16 protein-coding genes and 1 pseudogene are annotated in these 17,363 nt (G+C 35.0%); 15 read left to right on the top strand and 2 right to left on the bottom strand.

The annotated features are described in order from the left end of the window. From PSA_RS15090 to PSA_RS27235, 15 genes are all read left to right on the top strand, one after another. Entirely contained in the window at positions 1–1,203 is a 1,203-nt protein-coding gene (locus tag PSA_RS15090) for an NADH:ubiquinone reductase (Na(+)-transporting) subunit B (protein ID WP_042142538.1), read from the top strand. Beyond that, positions 1,196–1,951, top strand: a complete 756-nt coding sequence (locus PSA_RS15085) for a Na(+)-translocating NADH-quinone reductase subunit C (protein WP_042142536.1) — start codon at positions 1,196–1,198, stop codon at positions 1,949–1,951. The genes PSA_RS15090 and PSA_RS15085 overlap by 8 nt, the downstream gene beginning before the upstream one ends. Beyond that, positions 1,951–2,580, top strand: coding sequence for an NADH:ubiquinone reductase (Na(+)-transporting) subunit D (locus PSA_RS15080; RefSeq protein ID WP_042142533.1), 630 nt, complete (start codon positions 1,951–1,953; stop codon positions 2,578–2,580). The genes PSA_RS15085 and PSA_RS15080 overlap by 1 nt, the downstream gene beginning before the upstream one ends. A 10-nt stretch (positions 2,581–2,590) precedes the next feature. Beyond that, a complete protein-coding gene (nqrE, locus tag PSA_RS15075) occupies positions 2,591–3,199 on the top strand; it encodes an NADH:ubiquinone reductase (Na(+)-transporting) subunit E (RefSeq protein ID WP_042142531.1) in 609 nt (202 codons plus the stop codon). Between the two features lie 13 nt (positions 3,200–3,212). After that, on the top strand, positions 3,213–4,439 hold the full coding sequence (gene nqrF / locus PSA_RS15070) for an NADH:ubiquinone reductase (Na(+)-transporting) subunit F (RefSeq protein ID WP_042142529.1): 1,227 nt from the start codon (positions 3,213–3,215) through the stop codon (positions 4,437–4,439). 195 nt (positions 4,440–4,634) lie between these two features. Continuing rightward, on the top strand, positions 4,635–5,693 hold the full coding sequence (locus tag PSA_RS15065) for an FAD:protein FMN transferase (RefSeq protein ID WP_042142526.1): 1,059 nt from the start codon (positions 4,635–4,637) through the stop codon (positions 5,691–5,693). A gap of 134 nt (positions 5,694–5,827) precedes the next feature. After that, positions 5,828–6,040, top strand: coding sequence for a (Na+)-NQR maturation NqrM (gene nqrM / locus PSA_RS15060; protein ID WP_042142525.1), 213 nt, complete (start codon positions 5,828–5,830; stop codon positions 6,038–6,040). A 102-nt stretch (positions 6,041–6,142) separates the two neighbouring features. Next, on the top strand, positions 6,143–7,195 hold the full coding sequence (gene dinB, locus PSA_RS15055; protein ID WP_042142523.1) for a DNA polymerase IV: 1,053 nt from the start codon (positions 6,143–6,145) through the stop codon (positions 7,193–7,195). A gap of 112 nt (positions 7,196–7,307) precedes the next feature. Then, entirely contained in the window at positions 7,308–8,813 is a 1,506-nt protein-coding gene (locus PSA_RS15050; protein WP_042142521.1) for an OmpA family protein, read from the top strand. Between the two features lie 80 nt (positions 8,814–8,893). Continuing rightward, the gene (locus PSA_RS15045; protein WP_042142519.1) at positions 8,894–9,673 is read left to right on the top strand and encodes a hypothetical protein; all 780 of its coding nucleotides are present in this window, start codon (positions 8,894–8,896) and stop codon (positions 9,671–9,673) included. A 20-nt stretch (positions 9,674–9,693) separates the two neighbouring features. Further along, positions 9,694–10,122 (top strand): hypothetical protein, encoded by a 429-nt coding sequence (locus PSA_RS15040; protein ID WP_042142517.1) that lies wholly within the window; start codon positions 9,694–9,696, stop codon positions 10,120–10,122. A 145-nt stretch (positions 10,123–10,267) separates the two neighbouring features. Then, positions 10,268–10,852, top strand: coding sequence for a LemA family protein (locus tag PSA_RS15035; protein WP_042142515.1), 585 nt, complete (start codon positions 10,268–10,270; stop codon positions 10,850–10,852). Between the two features lie 119 nt (positions 10,853–10,971). Further along, the gene (locus PSA_RS26410) at positions 10,972–11,340 is read left to right on the top strand and encodes a hypothetical protein (RefSeq protein WP_042142513.1); all 369 of its coding nucleotides are present in this window, start codon (positions 10,972–10,974) and stop codon (positions 11,338–11,340) included. 14 nt (positions 11,341–11,354) lie between these two features. Next, positions 11,355–11,873 (top strand): DUF3137 domain-containing protein, encoded by a 519-nt coding sequence (locus PSA_RS26405; RefSeq protein WP_042142511.1) that lies wholly within the window; start codon positions 11,355–11,357, stop codon positions 11,871–11,873. A gap of 1,444 nt (positions 11,874–13,317) precedes the next feature. Next, on the top strand, positions 13,318–13,515 hold the full coding sequence (locus tag PSA_RS27235; protein ID WP_082305742.1) for a transposase: 198 nt from the start codon (positions 13,318–13,320) through the stop codon (positions 13,513–13,515). A 6-nt stretch (positions 13,516–13,521) separates the two neighbouring features. Here PSA_RS27235 and amt read toward each other — a convergent pair whose 3' ends face one another. Both amt and PSA_RS15015 read right to left on the bottom strand, forming a co-directional pair. Beyond that, on the bottom strand, positions 13,522–15,717 hold the full coding sequence (gene amt / locus PSA_RS15020) for an ammonium transporter (protein ID WP_052379802.1): 2,196 nt from the start codon (positions 15,715–15,717) through the stop codon (positions 13,522–13,524). Between the two features lie 600 nt (positions 15,718–16,317). After that, positions 16,318–17,354, bottom strand: a pseudogene (locus PSA_RS15015) (IS630 family transposase). Positions 17,355–17,363: the final 9 nt, after the last annotated feature.

Here is a 17,363-nt window from a genome sequence, read left to right as displayed (position 1 = left end):
ATGAGCTTAAAGAATTATTTAGAAAAGATTGAACCTAATTTTGAACCAGGTGGTAAATACGAAAAGTGGTTTGTGCTTTACGAAGCAGCTGCAACTATTTTCTATACTCCAGGTTTCGTAACTAAAAACGGTTCTCACGTACGTGATAATATCGACCTTAAACGTATTATGATCTTAGTTTGGATGGCAACATTCCCAGCTATGTTTTTTGGTATGTTTAACATTGGTCATCAAGCTGCTGACGCACTTGCTGGCGGCGCTGTTTTAGCTGATAGCTGGCAGGTTGGTTTGTTCCAAATGTTCGGTGGTGAATTAACTGCATCATCAGCATGGGGCGCCAAAATGTTTTATGGTGCATGTCATTATCTACCTATTTACGCAACTATCTTTATAGTTGGTGGTTTCTGGGAAGTATTATTTGCTGGTATTCGTAAACATGAAGTAAATGAAGGTTTCTTTGTTACTTCAGTATTGTTTTCACTGATCCTGCCTGCAACTATCCCATTATGGCAAGTCGCATTAGGTATTACTTTTGGTGTTGTAATCGCCAAAGAAGTATTTGGTGGTACAGGTCGTAACTTCTTAAACCCAGCTTTATCGGGCCGTGCATTCTTATTCTTTGCATATCCAGCAGCAATTTCCGGTGATACAGTTTGGACTGCAGTAGATAACTTCTCTGGTGCAACTATGCTTGCACAAGGTGTTATTGGTTCGATTGATTTTTCTGATATGAATGCATGGTTAAATGCATTTTATGGATTTATTCCAGGTTCAATGGGTGAAACATCAACTTTAGCCTTAGCGATTGGTGGTTTGTTCATTATGTACGTACGTATTGCTTCATGGCGCATCGTGTCTGGTGTAATGATTGGTATGATCGCAACTTCTTTACTACTAAACGCAGTGGGTTCTGATACGAATCAAATGTTTGCTATGCCTTGGCATTGGCATTTAGTACTAGGTGGTTTTGCTTTTGGTATGTTCTTCATGGCAACAGACCCAGTATCAGCAGCTTTCACTAACAAAGGTAAATGGTGCTATGGTGCTTTAATTGGTTTTATGGTTGTGATGATCCGTGTTGTAAACCCTGCATACCCAGAAGGTATGATGTTAGCAATTCTTTTCGCTAACTTGTTTGCACCGTTATTCGATCACTTCGTTGTACAGTCGAATATCAAACGGAGGTTAGCACGCAATGTCTAGTAATAAAGAAACAATCGGTAAAACGCTTGGTGTTGTAGTTGGATTATGTCTAGTGTGTGCTATTTTAGTATCAAGCGCAGCTGTTAAACTTCGTCCACTTCAAGATTTAAACAAAGCAATAGATGTTCAAACAAATATCTTAGCTGCTGCTGGCATTGAAGTGAAATCTGGCGATGATATTCAAGCTATCTTCGGTCAAAATGTTGAAGCTAAAGTAGTTAACATGAAAACAGGTAAGTTTGTTGATACTGATCCAAATAGCTTTGATTTTGAAAAAAGCAAATTTGATCAGAAAATATCTAAATCTTTAAAAGAGTTAGGTATTGAAGACAAAGCTGGTATTCAGCGTATGACTGATGAATCACCTGTGTACTTTGTAAAAGAAAATGGCAAAGTAAACACAATCATTTTACCTGTACAAGGTTATGGTTTATGGGGTGTTATGTTTGGTTTTATCGCACTTGATACTGATACGACTACTGTTAAAAACATTAACTTTTACAAGCACAATGAAACTCCTGGTCTAGGCGGCGAGATTCAAAACCCTAAATGGGTTTCAACTTGGGCTGGTAAACAGCTTCCTGTTGATGTACTTAAAGGTTACACAGGTAATGACGTGAATAAGTTAGATGGCCTTTCTGGTGCTACTTTAACTTCAATCGGTGTTGATAATACGTTTAAATTCTGGACAGGTGAAAACGGCTTCGGTCCTTTCCTTGCAGAAGTTCGTAAAGGAGCGTTGAACTAATGGCTGATTCTAAAGAAATCAAACAGGCGCTGTTAGGCCCTGTATTTGCTAATAACCCAATCGCATTACAAGTACTAGGTGTTTGTTCTGCATTAGCGGTAACTTCAAGCTTAAAAAATGCTTTGATAATGACTATGGCTGTAATGGTTGTAACTGCATTTTCAAGCATGTTTATTTCAATGCTACGTAACCACATACCTTCAAGTGTACGTATTATTGTTCAAATGACGATTATCGCATCTGTTGTAATTATCGTAGACCAAGTATTACAAGCATACTCTTATGCAACGGCAAAAGAGCTTTCAGTATTTGTTGGCCTAATCATTACTAACTGTATCGTAATGGGTCGTGCTGAAGCATACGCTATGAAAACTGGTCCTATGATGTCATTTGTTGATGGTTTAGGTAATGGTTTAGGTTACGGCGTAGTACTATTAACTGTTGGTTTTATTCGTGAACTATTCGGTAAAGGAACATTATTTGATGTTTCAATTATTCCATTAGTTGCAGACGGTGGTTGGTACCATCCTATGGGTCTATTGATCTTACCACCAAGTTCTTTCTTCATTATTGGTTTATTCATATGGGTACTACGTACTTATAAGAAAGACCAAGTAGAAAAGGCTTAAGGGGATAATAATGGAACATTATATTAGTTTATTTGTAAAAGCGGTTTTCGTAGAAAACTTAGCATTATCATTCTTCCTTGGTATGTGTACTTTCTTAGCTGTATCTAAAAAAGTAACTACAGCAATTGGTCTTGGTGTTGCAGTTATCTTTGTATTAGGTATTGCTGTACCGGTAAATAACTTAGTTTACCACGCTGTATTAGCACCGGGTTCTCTTGAATGGTTAGGTTACCCAGAAGCTGATTTAAGCTTCTTACGTTACTTAACGTTTATCGGTGTTATTGCTGCTTTAGTACAAATTGTTGAAATGGCTTTAGATAACTTCTTCCCTGCGTTATACAACGCACTAGGTATCTTCTTACCACTTATCACAGTTAACTGTGCAATCTTTGGTGCAGTAGCATTCATGGTTGAACGTAACTATAACTTTGGTGAGTCAGTTGTATATGGTATTGGTGCTGGTGTTGGTTGGGCGCTTGCGATTGCTACATTAGCTGGTATTCGTGAAAAGATGAAATATTCTGATATCCCTGATGGTCTTCGTGGCTTAGGTATTACGTTCATCACCGTTGGTCTTATGGGTCTTGGCTTTATGTCATTCTCTGGTATTTCACTTTAAAGGGCGATAGAAAATGGATATTATTTTTCTTGGCGTAGGTATGTTCACCGCTATCGTGGTACTACTTGTTTTAGTTATTTTAATGGCAAAAGCAAAGTTAGTTCCAAGTGGTGATATCACAATCGGTATCAATGAAGACGCTGATAAAGCAATTAAAACAACTGCAGGTAGTAAATTATTAGGTGCATTAGCCGACTCAGGTATTTTTGTATCTTCTGCTTGTGGTGGCGGTGGCTCATGTGGTCAGTGTCGTGTAAACATTAAATCTGGTGGTGGTGATATTCTACCAACTGAGCTTGACCATATTACTAAAGGTGAAGCAAGAGAAGGTTGTCGTTTAGCATGTCAGGTAAATGTTAAACGTGACATGGAAATTGAACTTGAAGAAGAAATCTTCGGTGTTAAAAGATGGGAATGTGAAGTTATCTCAAATGATAATAAAGCAACTTTCATCAAAGAGCTTAAGCTTGGCATCCCAGATGGTGAATCAGTTCCTTTCCGTGCAGGTGGTTATATTCAGATTGAAGCTCCACCACATCACGTAAAATATGCAGACTTTGATGTACCTGCTGAATACCGTGGTGACTGGGAACATTTTGGTTTCTTCAATTTAGAGTCTAAAGTAGATGATGAAACAATTCGTGCATACTCTATGGCTAACTATCCTGAAGAAGAAGGCATTATCATGCTTAACGTGCGTATCGCTTCGCCTCCTCCAAGAGACTTAAGCTTACCATGTGGTAAAATGTCATCTTACATTTGGTCACTTAAAGCTGGCGATAAAGTGACAATTTCAGGCCCATTTGGTGAGTTCTTCGCTAAAGAAACTGATAATGAAATGGTATTCGTTGGTGGTGGTGCTGGTATGGCTCCAATGCGTTCTCACATATTCGATCAACTTAAGCGTTTAAAATCTAAGCGTAAGATGAGCTTCTGGTATGGTGCGCGTTCTGTTCGTGAAATGTTCTATGTTGAAGATTTTGACGGATTAGCAGCTGAAAATCCAAACTTCGAATGGCATTGTGCTCTTTCAGATCCTCAACCTGAGGACAACTGGGAAGGTTACACTGGTTTCATTCATAATGTTCTTTTAGAAAACTACTTAAAAGATCATGAAGCACCTGAAGATTGTGAGTTCTACATGTGTGGTCCTCCAATGATGAATGCCGCTGTTATCAGCATGCTTAAAGAGCTAGGTGTTGAAGATGAAAATATCTTACTTGATGACTTTGGTGGTTAAGTAAAACACTCAACTAAAGCGACTATTAATTAGAAGCTTATAGTTTGAAGCTATAAAAAAGCTTGTTACTGGTTTATACTGGTAACAAGCTTCTTTTATGTGAAAAATGAAGTGATTTCACAATAAATTAATACGAAATGATTAATTTTTATTCCATAAATTAGAACCTAATCGACAATTAAACTGGAAATATTGATGGACTCTTACATCTCTAATAAATTCTTATTCAATAAAAAATGGATTTTTAGCTTTTTATTGGTGTTAACACTCTTTTTAATGTTGGGCTGTGAGCCAAATAATAAAAAAGAAAAATTCCAAGAAGTGCTTTTACAAGGTAAAACGATGGGCACAACATTTACTGTAAAAGTATTTGTGCCGGAATCAGAAGTTCGTTCATTAAATTTATTTTCAGATATAAAAGATTTGTTGGCTGAAATTAATCAATCTATGTCTACCTATATAGATGACTCAGAAATTAGTCAATTTAATCGTTTAGAAGCAAGTACAGTTTTTCCTTTATCAGCAGATTTTAGAACTGTTATGACTGAATCAATTAGACTAGCACAAAGTACTAAAACTTTTGATGTGACAATGGGACCATTAATTGATTTATGGGGATTTGGTCCAGATAAACAGCCAACAAAAGTACCGACTGCTGAACAACTAGAAAGTATTAAAGAAAAAATGGGTGTTGATAAGTTATCCTTATCAAATGCAGGTTTAACAAAATCTATCCAAGAATTAGAGTTGAGTTTCTCAGCGATAGCCAAAGGTTTTGGTGTAGATAAAGTCGCTGAATTATTAGAGATTAATGGTTATACCAACTATATGGTTGAGATTGGTGGTGAGTTAAGACTAAGTGGTACTAAACCCAATGGCGCTTTATGGAGGATTGCAATTGAGCAGCCTGATCCATCTTTATTTCAGCGCGCAGTTCATAAAGAGCTGAAGTTAGGGACTATTAGTGTAGCTACATCAGGTGACTACCGTATATTCTACGAACTAGAAGGCGAGACTTATGCGCATATTATCAGCCCAGAAACCGGCAAACCTATTAAGCAAGATTTAGTATCGGTCACTGTTTTACACCCATCATCTATGACTGCTGACGCATTAGCTACAGCTCTGACGGTCATGGGTACTGAAAAAGCAAAAGTATACGCAGAAGAAAATGATATTGCTGTATACCTTATTAGTAAAACAACTGAAGGATTAATGTCATATTCAAGCCCTCAGTTTGCGCCGTACTTATAAAGTATAAAATAGCGCGCATTTTAGTCACGCTATTTTGAGCTAAGTTTGAATTACTATAGTTATTGTTTTGTACTACCTGTATAATACGCCACGAAATTTAGCTTTTTCAATTTAGTGATTTTAGGGGCCTAGTTATGTCACTTTTTGTTCTTACATTTGTTTTACTGGTAATTGTTGCGGCAGCGATGGCTGTAGGTATGATGGTTAAAAATAAAGCTATGGCAAGTAGTTGTGGTGGTTTAGGTGCCATGGGTATTGAAAAAGCTTGTGATTGTGATGATCCATGTGATCGTAGAAAAGAACGCATGGCTAAAGAGCAATCTTGGAAAGATAATCAAATACTTTAGTTCAAACTAAAGTTTGACTATTAAGCCTCGTTTATCGAGGTTTTTTTGTGTTTAAAATTATTTAAATTTGACACTGTATAAATAAACAGTAAAAATAGCTGTATGAAAAAATTTATACATATAGACATGGATTGCTTTTATGCTGCAGTTGAAATGCGCGACAATCCAGCTTTGCGTGACGTCCCCTTAGCTATAGGGGGCAAGAGCCGAAGAGGCGTTATATCTACCTCTAACTATATTGCTCGCCAATATGGTGTACGTTCAGCTATGTCTAATTATAAAGCCCTGCAATTATGCCCTCACCTAGTATTAGTTCCTGGCCGCATGTCGGTATATAAAGAAGCTTCAAATCAAATACGCGAAATATTTCACCAATATACTGATTTAGTTGAGCCCCTTTCACTTGATGAAGCTTATTTAGATGTTACAGATTCCCCTCTTTGTTCAGGCAGTGCCACGTTAATGGCACAAGAAATAAGACAAAAGATATTTGATAAAACAGGCTTAACGGCATCAGCAGGTGTGGCCCCAATCAAGTTTATAGCCAAAATTGCCAGCGATGAAAATAAGCCAAATGGTCAATGTATTATTACCCCAGATAAAATAGCTGATTTCCTAACATCTTTACCTTTAGGTAAAATACCAGGGGTAGGTAAAGTGACTCTTGAGCGTTTATCAGCCTTGCAATTAAAAACGGGTAAAGATGTATTAGATAAAGGCGAAGATTGGATGTTACGCACTTTAAGCAATTTTGGTTATGACTTGTACCAAAAATGTGCGGGTAACTATCAAGGTAAAGTACACACTGAGCGTGTAAGGAAATCACTGAGTGTAGAGCATACTTATGAATTTGATTTAGACACAGAGCAAGCATGTTTAGAAAAATTACCAGGCTTATTAGAAGAGTTACAAAGGCGATTAGAGAAACAAAACTTAATCACCAGCATAAGTAAACTAAGCGTTAAAGTGAAGTTTTCAGATTTTGTTTCAACAACCGCAGATAAAGTATCAGATGGTTTATCCATTGATGTATTTTCTGCTTTGCTAAAAAAAGCGTTTGCTAGAGGTAAGTATAAAAGCGTGCGGTTGTTAGGCGTCGGTGTTGGCATAAAACCAGAAAAAAATACAGAAGGGCAACTTAGCTTTGATTGTTAGGTTTGTATCTTTGATGAATTTTATATATTATATCAGGTGCTTAAATCAATTCTGATATGCAACTTTTGGTTTAAGCAATATAAATGGACATAAAAAGTACAAGGAATGTATCGTGAAATTTTTTTATTACCTAGCCGTATGTGTTTTTGCATCGAGTTATGCGCACGCTAACAGTCAAAGCCTGATCTTATCTCCTTATCCAGATTCTAAAAGAGAGTCTTCAACTAAATATAATTATGTTGATTATAAACACATGCGTGACACAGATATTAAATCTGAAAACTTTACGAAGTTAATTTCAGGTGAGTATTATGGCGCATCATATATAGTAAAAGGCAAAGGTGTTCATTATAGCCAACTAATTAAAGATTACGCTACAGAGTTAAAAAGTAATGGGTTTAACATTCATGTGAACTGCATTGATAAAACATGCGGTAATAAATTACTTCAACGCTTTGCGAATACTGACTCATATCGTTATAAAACCTATCAGGGACACGATATATTTAACAATAAATCATTAGCGATCATTTCAGCAAGTAAAATGCAAGCAGGCTCAGAAATTGGATTAATGGTTTCTGCAAAGTTAGATTACCAAAATAACCTTAAAATCGCATATGAACAAATATTTTCTACAGACTTACCCAAAGCAAATATTAAAGTTAATGATAATTACAAAGTTAACTTATTAGATTATAAAAAATTAAAAACAGCTAAAAAAGACGCCAAAGGTGGACAAGATCATCCATTAATCACACGCTTTCCAAGCGCATATATTACTAAACAGTCGGTTATTGAGTTTGAACAATATCCTTTGATACTTGATATCGCTAAGAAAAAACCTGCTAAAAAGTCGATTGCTGGCAAAGTGACAACTTTGAACTATGAAATGGATAAAAAGCTTAGTCCTTTACTTGTCTGGAAAAATTATGAGCAAGCTTTAATTGATAACGACATAGATATTCTTTTTCAGTGTAAAGCTAAAACGTGTGGTAATTATTTAATACGCAACAATTACGATAATACTGTTTTTGCAACAAAGCATGGCTTTGATTTTTATAATATGGACAAAAAGTCAAATTACTACTTTTTCTCTGCAGTAAAAAAAGATGATGCTGGGGATATTTATTTAACTGGCTACTTTAATAAAAGATATGCGCACTTGCCTTTAGAAATGACGATAGACATCATAGAAACTAAACCACTTACAAAGGTTAATTTAAATGTTGCAAGTGAAAAGTTAAACGAAGAAATTAAAACGAATGGGCGTGTATCATTATACGGAATCGAGTTTGATTACGACAAAGCAACTTTAAAAAAAGGCTCAGAGCCTCAATTGAATGAAATTGCAAAGTTTCTCAAAAAGAATAAAAAAATATCTATCTATGTGGTTGGGCATACTGATAACCAAGGGTCTTATCAATATAACCAATCCCTATCAGAAAAACGCGCTAATACTATTGTTGATACTTTGTTTCAAAAATATCAAATAAAGCCTGAGAGGTTGCATGCAATAGGTATTGGTCCAGTTTCACCTGATGCTGCTAATAATACCATGCAAAATATGCAAAAAAATCGACGTGTAGAGCTAGTTTTAAAGTCGCCTTTATACTTATAAACCCAGACTCAGTGTTTTAATTTTAATTAGGACACTGACATTGTCGGGATTTATTTAAATGCTTGCTAGCGGAAAGTTCCATGAAAAAAAATATAGTGTGTTTTTTTTGTTCATTATTTTTGCTTAAACCATTTTTAACTTATGCTGATATTACGCTTGAATTTGATATTTTCAAAGCAGATAAAAACATAGGTAAAAGTGTGTTGTATGTTAGTGAAAATGCAGTTAGAAATGATTTCATAATGCCAAATGAACATTTTTCTTTAATAGGCATTAATCATAAAGCGCATTATCTCATTAATGTGAAAACAAGCATTGCACAAAAGATGTCTCAATCGGTTGCGATTGAATTTGCTAAAGCGCAAATGTTAAAGCAAGGCATAAAACTAGACACGCAAGAACAAATTAATAACATGATGCAGATGTCCGCAGATCCAAGTAATGATGAAGATAATAATATTCTGTTTGAACTGGCTAAAATGGGAGTTTATAACGGCTATCAGCAAGGTGAGCTTTTGTATCGAATTGAAACTGCCTTGGCGTCAGAGCTTCAACTCACCCCAGCTGATTTAGCGCTCATCCAACAACAAGCTTTTAATTATCAAGTTTTAGCTAAAACAAGTATTGGTCATTTCGATAACCTACCAATAGAACTGTTACATATTATTAAATATCAAGGTTTTGAATTGTTCAAAAGTTATGAAGAAATTTCAACAGGTTACACTTTTAAATTTTCTAAAAGTTCAAGTCATTCAATACCTTTAAACATATTTACATATCAAGAGCAGTTTAAAATAAAACCAATGGATATACCTGTTCAGCAGATGTCACAAGCATTAGAAGGTAAAGGCGGGTACTAAAAAATTTATAGGAGAAAATAATGAAAAAATTTTTAATGGGTGGATGTTTATTAGCTATTTGTTCATCTGCACAGGCTATACCTAATGTTGGTTTCACTGCAAAAGATAATCAAGATCCGATATTTATCGAAAAATGTGATATTTATCAAAATGCACAAAAAGATAATGATATAGAGCTGCTAAAAACGTTTGTTGAAAAAAAATGGTTCGAAGGTGATAAAGCTGCAAAAGTTGAAGCTATGATAGTTAAATGGGCAAAAAGAAGACAAAAAAAGTTGGATAAAGCAGGTGGTTATATTGTAACAGAAAAACGTATGTCCACTAAAACCCAGCCAGATGTGTCACAGGTAGTTCTTAGATGGAGTAATGGTAAAAAATTTAGTGCTAGTGATGGTTGTGTTTTTATAATGGATGTAAATCAGAATGGCTGGCGAATTAGAATGCGATGAAAAAACAGTTTTTAATGACTTTGAGCTAAAAATTATTCATTTATAAATAATTTTTAGCATGTAAGTTGATTTGAAATTAATAGTTAATTTACTCATTAGCTAGTTTTGATTGCAGTAGGTAATAAAAATAATAAAAGGAAATAGTATGTTGGAATTTATATCAAATAATTGGATCGGAATTGGTGTTTTAGCGGTTTTGATTATCGTTTTTTATTCCTGGTATGTTTCAATTATCACCAAACGAAATGCAATGGAAGAAGCGTTTTCAGGTATTGATGTGAAACTTAAAAAGCGCACTGATTTAATTCCGAACATACTTGCTATTGCCAATAAATTTATGGCTTATGAAAAGTCTTTATTAGAAGAAGTAACGCGTTTACGCTCTCAAGTCTTAAAGACTGAAAAAGGGTTAGCAAATATTGATGAACGCTTTAAATTAGAAGGACAATTACAAAACTCATTGTCAGGCTTAATAGTTGCTGTAGAAAATTACCCAGAGTTAAAATCAAATGAACCTATGATCGAAGCGCAACGTGCTTATTCTGATGTTGAAGCGCATATTTCAGCTGCAAGGCGTAATTTTAATAGCGCAAATCGCGTGCTGCGAAATAGCATTCAAGTATTTCCTGGTAATATTATTACTTGCTTGATTGGTGTGAGTGTGATGGCATTTTTTCAAATCTCTGAAAGTGAGCGTAAACCAGTCGATGCGACTCAATTATTAAAGTAATAGCAGGAGTTAACAATGTCATTTAATGTAAATGAATTGAGCAGCTATTTAGCAGCCTTTAAATTACGTTTTCGTAAACACAACGCTGCAAAAATTGATGTTAGCCATCTGAGCAGTTGTTGGCGGTATTTGAAAATGAGATAAAGCCTAAACTAGATGGAATAGAGCAGTTTAGGCTGGCACAGCTAAAAGCTTTTTATACCCGTAATCGTACCTTTAAACAGGTGGTTATGCCTATTGCGATTTCGTTATCTGTGCTTGGGTTAATCACAGGCAGTGACATAGGTGCGCTTTACCCGATTTTGCTTGCTTTTTGTATTGGTACTGGCTGGGCATATAAACCGGCGCTTGATTATGTAAATCAATACAAAGAAACCATATTGCCTATTATTGTTAAAATGTACGGTGACTTTAATTATTCAGTTAAATCAAAATTCACGAAAGATATGATAAAAAAGTATCGATATCACCTTATTTTGATTTTATAAAAACTGAAGATTATGTGTATGGAGAAATTGATAATATTCATTTTGAGTTTAGCGAATTAAAACTTGATAAGAAAACTAAAAATGGACAAGTTAATGTGTTTAAAGGTGGCATTATTACGTTGACCATGCCTTTTGATTTTAATTCACATACTTTGGTTAAGTGTGATTATGGCAAAGTAGGAAACTTGTTAACAAAATATGCCAAAGTAACAGAAAAAGTAGCACTTGAAAACTTAGACTTTGAAAAGTTTTTTGAAGTGTATTCTGATGACCAGATAATGGCTCGCTATATTTTAACACCTGTAATGATGGAGCAAATTCTAAAGCTTAATACCGAATTTATGATAAGTGCTAACGCCACACGTTTAGAGTGTGAATTTTTTGATAATAAAGCTATTTTTATGATTGATTATAAAGATAACCTATTAGAACCTTCTTGGCTTGAAGCCTCTGCTTTTGAATTAAATGCATTACCAACAATTGAAAAAGAACTATCAACATTCACATGTATTGCTAAACAGCTAAACAGCTAAACAGCTAAACAGCTAAACAGCTAAACAGCTAAACAGCTAAACAGCTAAATCTAGATTTAATGGCTTCAAGGCGTGTTGCAACTGAAAATGTCGTAGGTGTTTAGCTAACTCTCTATAGAAATGGTGAGCAAGCATCATGAAATATACGAGTATTTTCAGGAATTGGGGGGGAATTATTTCAAATTGTTCTCAGTCTGACATTAAACCAAATAATATGCTTAGCCTACAATATGGCTTAATTGATTAGGGATTGAAATGAAATATTTAATTTGTGCGCTAATGGTTACGGTAAATGCATCTGCTGCTGATACCAAGCATTTTTAAATTTCTTTCAGGTATTTACATATGATAGAAAAACTTACTTTATATAGCAGGGGTTGGTTTGAGAACACCTATTTTAAGGGGCTGGAACAGCTCTCGGCCACCAGTAATATTAAACTACAAGTGACCACTATATTTTATCCACTACCTTTTTTTAGTGGAGGCCTTCTTTTTTATCGGTCTGCTTTTAATTGCTGTTTTTCCTTTTATAAATAAAAGTTTATTACTGATCTAATTTGAAGCGATGTCCTTTTTGTTGGTATACCTGCCAACAGTACCTTGTTATATATTGCTAAGATATATCTTAATTAAACCTGTATTATCGCCTTGATTCGAAATTACACTGTGTGATGGACAAAGATAACATTGAAATCCCTGCTAATCGCATTATTGATGAACCAAATGGTCAACTTGTGCTAGCGAAAGAAGAGATAATAAATATAAAATTTACTACTTTTCAAGTACGAATGATAGAAAAAGTAGTTATTAAGCATGTGAGTTCTTAATCACAGCCAAATTGGAAAAAGCATTAAGTTAAAGTTAGATTATTTTCCTTTACAGCAAATGTTATACCTGTTGATATATTTTGATTACCCAGTATAGCGATGAAAAAAATATTTCGCTATATTGGGCTTGATACGTGTGTTGTGCATCATCTTACCAGTAGTCGCTCATACAGCAGTAACGGGATTGTTATTTAATGTCGGTAATTAGACACCTTGTTCTCAATTTGTTGAAACTTGAAAAGAGCTGTAAAAAAGGTCTGAAAGCTAAGCGTTTCAAAGCAACGTTCGATATTGATTATGCAGACAAAGTTTTACAGCTCATTTATTAAACACACGTAATCTTGCCCCGTACAACCAAGTCAGCTATTAAGGCGGGGAAAAAGAAAATGGCAGAACTAGACGATGATTATCGCTCAACCCTGCTAGAATCTGGGATTAAAATGCGCTAGCCTTGAACCCTATACCAGATATGGTAAAAATTTATGGGGTTCATCATATGGAGATAAGGATTACTTATCTAAAAAATTAAAAGCAGAACTGGCTGAAAAAATATCGATTTTGTAACTGGAATTAGAAAAAATATGAAAGCCAAAGTTATGAAAGTTTGCGATAAATGAATGCTTAGAAAGCGTTTTATTGTTGAAACTGTTTTTTACCAATTAAAAAATATATCTCAGATAGAGCATTCGAGACATCGTAGCAGCATAAGCTTTATGGTTAACTTAATCGGTGGATTAATTGTATATATTTTTCAAGAAAAACAGCCAAGAATTCGAATAACTCGGCTAGATAAAGAGTTTCTTATGCAGAACTGAGGCTAATTAACAATTTATGTTACTAATTTTTATTCCTATGACTGTAATGTCATCTGTCGTTTCCTCTTGTTTTTGGTATTCATGGATATTTTTTATCAGCGTTTGTTTTTGCTTTATCATATTTTTGTGATGTACTTCTAACAACGTCTTTTTAAATCTATTTTTACCATAAGGGAAATTTTTATCACCACCAATTTGATCAATATAGCCATCCGTTGTTAGATAAATATAAGTCTCTTTATCTATGATGATTTCATGATCTTTGTACACGAAGTCAAAATCACAGCTACGGTATCCCACTGAATGTTTGTCGCCTTTGATCAATTCAATCTCACCCTCTTGAATCATAAATAAAGGCAATTGAGCACCAGCATACTTTACTGTATTTGTATTTTTATTATATAAAATAATACCACCATCAAAGCCTGCATTACATTTGCTTTGCTTACCCTCTTGATGTAAAAGAGTCTTTATCGCTTTGTTAAAATAAGCTAGTATCCAAGCAGGACTGATATCGATATCATTATTTCCATTAATCTTACCTATCACCTGGCGCTCTATGGCTTTTACCAACATAGTAACAAATGCTCCGGGAACGCCATGTCCTGTACAGTCAATAACCATTAATAAACATTCATTTCGTTTTTTAAATACATCAAATAAATAGATATCCCCACCAATTACATCGCGAGGCTTCCAATAGGTGAAGTGGTCGCTAAAAAAGTGTTTAAACAGAGTATCATTTGGAATGATTGCATGTTGAATCAAGGAGGAATAATTAATACTATCAGTGGTTCTTTTATGCTCAAGCTCTACTAATTTTCTGGCTTCGATAGATATATTCATTTCTTCATTTACTTTATCCAATACGCGATTGTACTCAGCGGCGATCTGTCCAACCTCTGTATGCGGTTCTACGTAAACCTGTTCACTAAAATCGCCATTAGTCTTTTGCGTTTCCATACAGTAAAGCAAATCTAAAATCTCAGTAGAGGCATCGTGCTCAGATACATTTAACCCATTTATTTCGTGCTCTTTACTCACCCTTAATGCAATCAATTTATTGATAAATAGTAAAAAAATATACGTACCACCAAATGCAAGAACAAAACACACAGTCCCACCGATAAGTTGAATGAATAATTGTTGCCCAAAATTCAATCCTGTACCAAGTGCTTGATTACTTCCGAATAAAGCAACAGCGAGTGTGCCCCACAACCCACAGAAACCATGTACTGGCACAGCACCTACAACATCATCGATTTCAAATTTATCAAGTAAATGTGATGAATATAAATATATTATGGCACCTAACACACCAATTGCAGCTGCTTCGTACACTTCAACTGCATGACAACTTGCTGTAATACTGACAAGACCGGCTAAGACTCCATTTAAAATGTGGGGGACATTGGGTTTTTTCATCAACATCCACGTTAAAATCAGTGTTGTTAACCCGCCGAATGCCGCAGCAGTATTTGTATTGAGTATGATTTTAGGTACACTGTCGTTTATTGCTAAAGTACTACCGGCGTTAAATCCAATCCAACCAAACCACAAAAAAATAGTACCTGTTGTTGACATGGGGATATTATGGCCTTGAATTTTTTGTATGCCTTTAGTAAAGCGACCGATACGTGGGCCAATAATAATGATGGCAGCCAATGCAACCCAGCCGCCAACAGAATGTACAACACTAGAGCCTGCGAAATCGACAAAACCCTGCTGATTCAACCAACCCGTTTTTTCAGACTCTATGGCCCCTCCCCAAGCCATACGGCCAAATACTGGGTAAATTATTGCTGAAACAAATATTGCCAAGATCAAATAACCAAAAAAAGTTGCTCGTTCAGAAATTGAGCCCGATAAAATGGTAGATGCAGTGCCGCAAAACATAGCTTGAAATACAAAAAAACAGAATAAAGCTGTAGAATCAACGTTATGCAACATAAGGTAGTCAGTATTAAAAATAGCCGTGTTGTTACTAAACATAATCGCAAAGCCAAAGATCAGGAAAATCACATTAGCAACGCAAAAGTCAGATATATTTTTAACTGCGACATTAATACTATTTTTAGAGCGAACAGCACCAACTTCCAAAAAGCAAAAGCCGACTTGCATCAGCAATACCAAAGCAGTGGAAATCAAAACCCACATCAAGTTAACCGGTTCTGAAAGCACAGACAAATAATTTTCTTGCATGAGGAACCAATCCTAAAATATATTACTTTCATATTAGTTTAGAAGTGAGGTATATCAAGTCAGATTTGTTTTTTCAAGTTATATACTGGGAATATTAAAAAAGTGAATAGATCAAATGCAATAAAATTAATTTTTACGTGTTTTTTAAAGTAGCTATTCATATTTAATTCCACTAACTAGTTGTAAAACTAGATTAAATATGAACCAAATAGCTGATATTATAATTAAACAATCTTAAATTTAAAATTTTATTGGCGAAGAACTAACTATTTAACTAAGGATTTTTAAGCTTTTTTTATGCGATTATTACCATGAAAAATCAAATTATCAGTTTATTTAATAACTCAATGATAATTGATATGATGAAAAAATGCCCGAACCATTTTTTAATTTCGAAAAACAGTCCTCGAAAAAAAACATTAATGCACTCAAAAACTATTACATATCAAAATTTGATGTTACTTTTAACGCGGAAAATCCAAATGCTTATCAAAAATCAATTGAAAAATTGTCGCAACTAAACCAAAACACTATAACATGAGAGCGACTTTCTTGACCCACTGTGATTCGGTTGTTGATCCACGTATATACCATCCCACTTCAAGATGCAGATTTTAGCACCTGAAAATTGTCATTAATTCTACTCCCTAAGGTATCACCGAGACTTGGGAGTATATTGATAAAATAGTTGTCAATAGCACATCTAAATTCTTTCGCTGTTGCAAAGTATTTATTATTTCTTACATGCTCATTCATCACTTTCCATAACCTTTCTATCGGGTTTAGGTTTGGACTGTAAGGTGGTAAATAATAAAGCAATATATTTAACTCAATCGCTTTATTTTTAACCGTCTGCGCGCGGTGATAACCAGCCCCATCTAAAAAAAGATTAATTGTTTTTTTTGACTTTTCATTTCGCCGTAATTCAGTAAAAAAATCAATAATGGTTTCACTATTTACTTTTTCATAGCGACTGACATGAGTGGCGGCAATATGTTGCAAATCAACCGCGCCAACTAAGTTCAAACGAGTACGGCTACCTGTAGTTTCTATACTTTTATCTGTCCCTGTTTTTATCCAACCACAACTAACTTTCGTCGCTTGAGTTGGGTGCATTGCATCATGAATAATATAGGCTCATCGCCAACACTGCTTTTCAGTCTGTCGTATTGTTCAATGAAATTAGCTTGTTTAACTTCATCAAACTTATGAGGAACACCTTTAGGTTGCTTGTAAGCGAAGCCTTGTTGGTGAAGCCATTTGTTAAGACCTGAAATACTAAATCGAACCTCACAAGTCTCCCAAATATATTCGCTGATTTGATGGGCATGGCAGTACGTATGCGTTGTTATGTGTGAAATGATTAGGCTTGTTTGCTCGGCAGATAAACATGATACAGAGCCACCATTCTCTGGTTTTAATTTCTCTTTTTTTAGATAGTCATCAATATGCCTAACAAGACTGGATTCATATAAGCGTAACGCTTGGGCAATCATTTTAGTTGACCAACCCTCTGAACGTAGCAATACCGCCTTAATTCGATCGCGAATACGCCCATCACGACTTGCATCGTGAAGTGTTTCTAAATCAACTTTTTGCTCTGGCGTAAGTCTTACTTCTTTCATGGGGCATATCATTATCCTCAT

This window comes from Pseudoalteromonas sp. '520P1 No. 423' (genome assembly GCF_001269985.1).
GTDB lineage: Bacteria > Pseudomonadota > Gammaproteobacteria > Enterobacterales > Alteromonadaceae > Pseudoalteromonas.
Note: the sequence above shows the minus strand (reverse complement) of the source record. Positions and strands in the feature narration are given on the sequence as shown.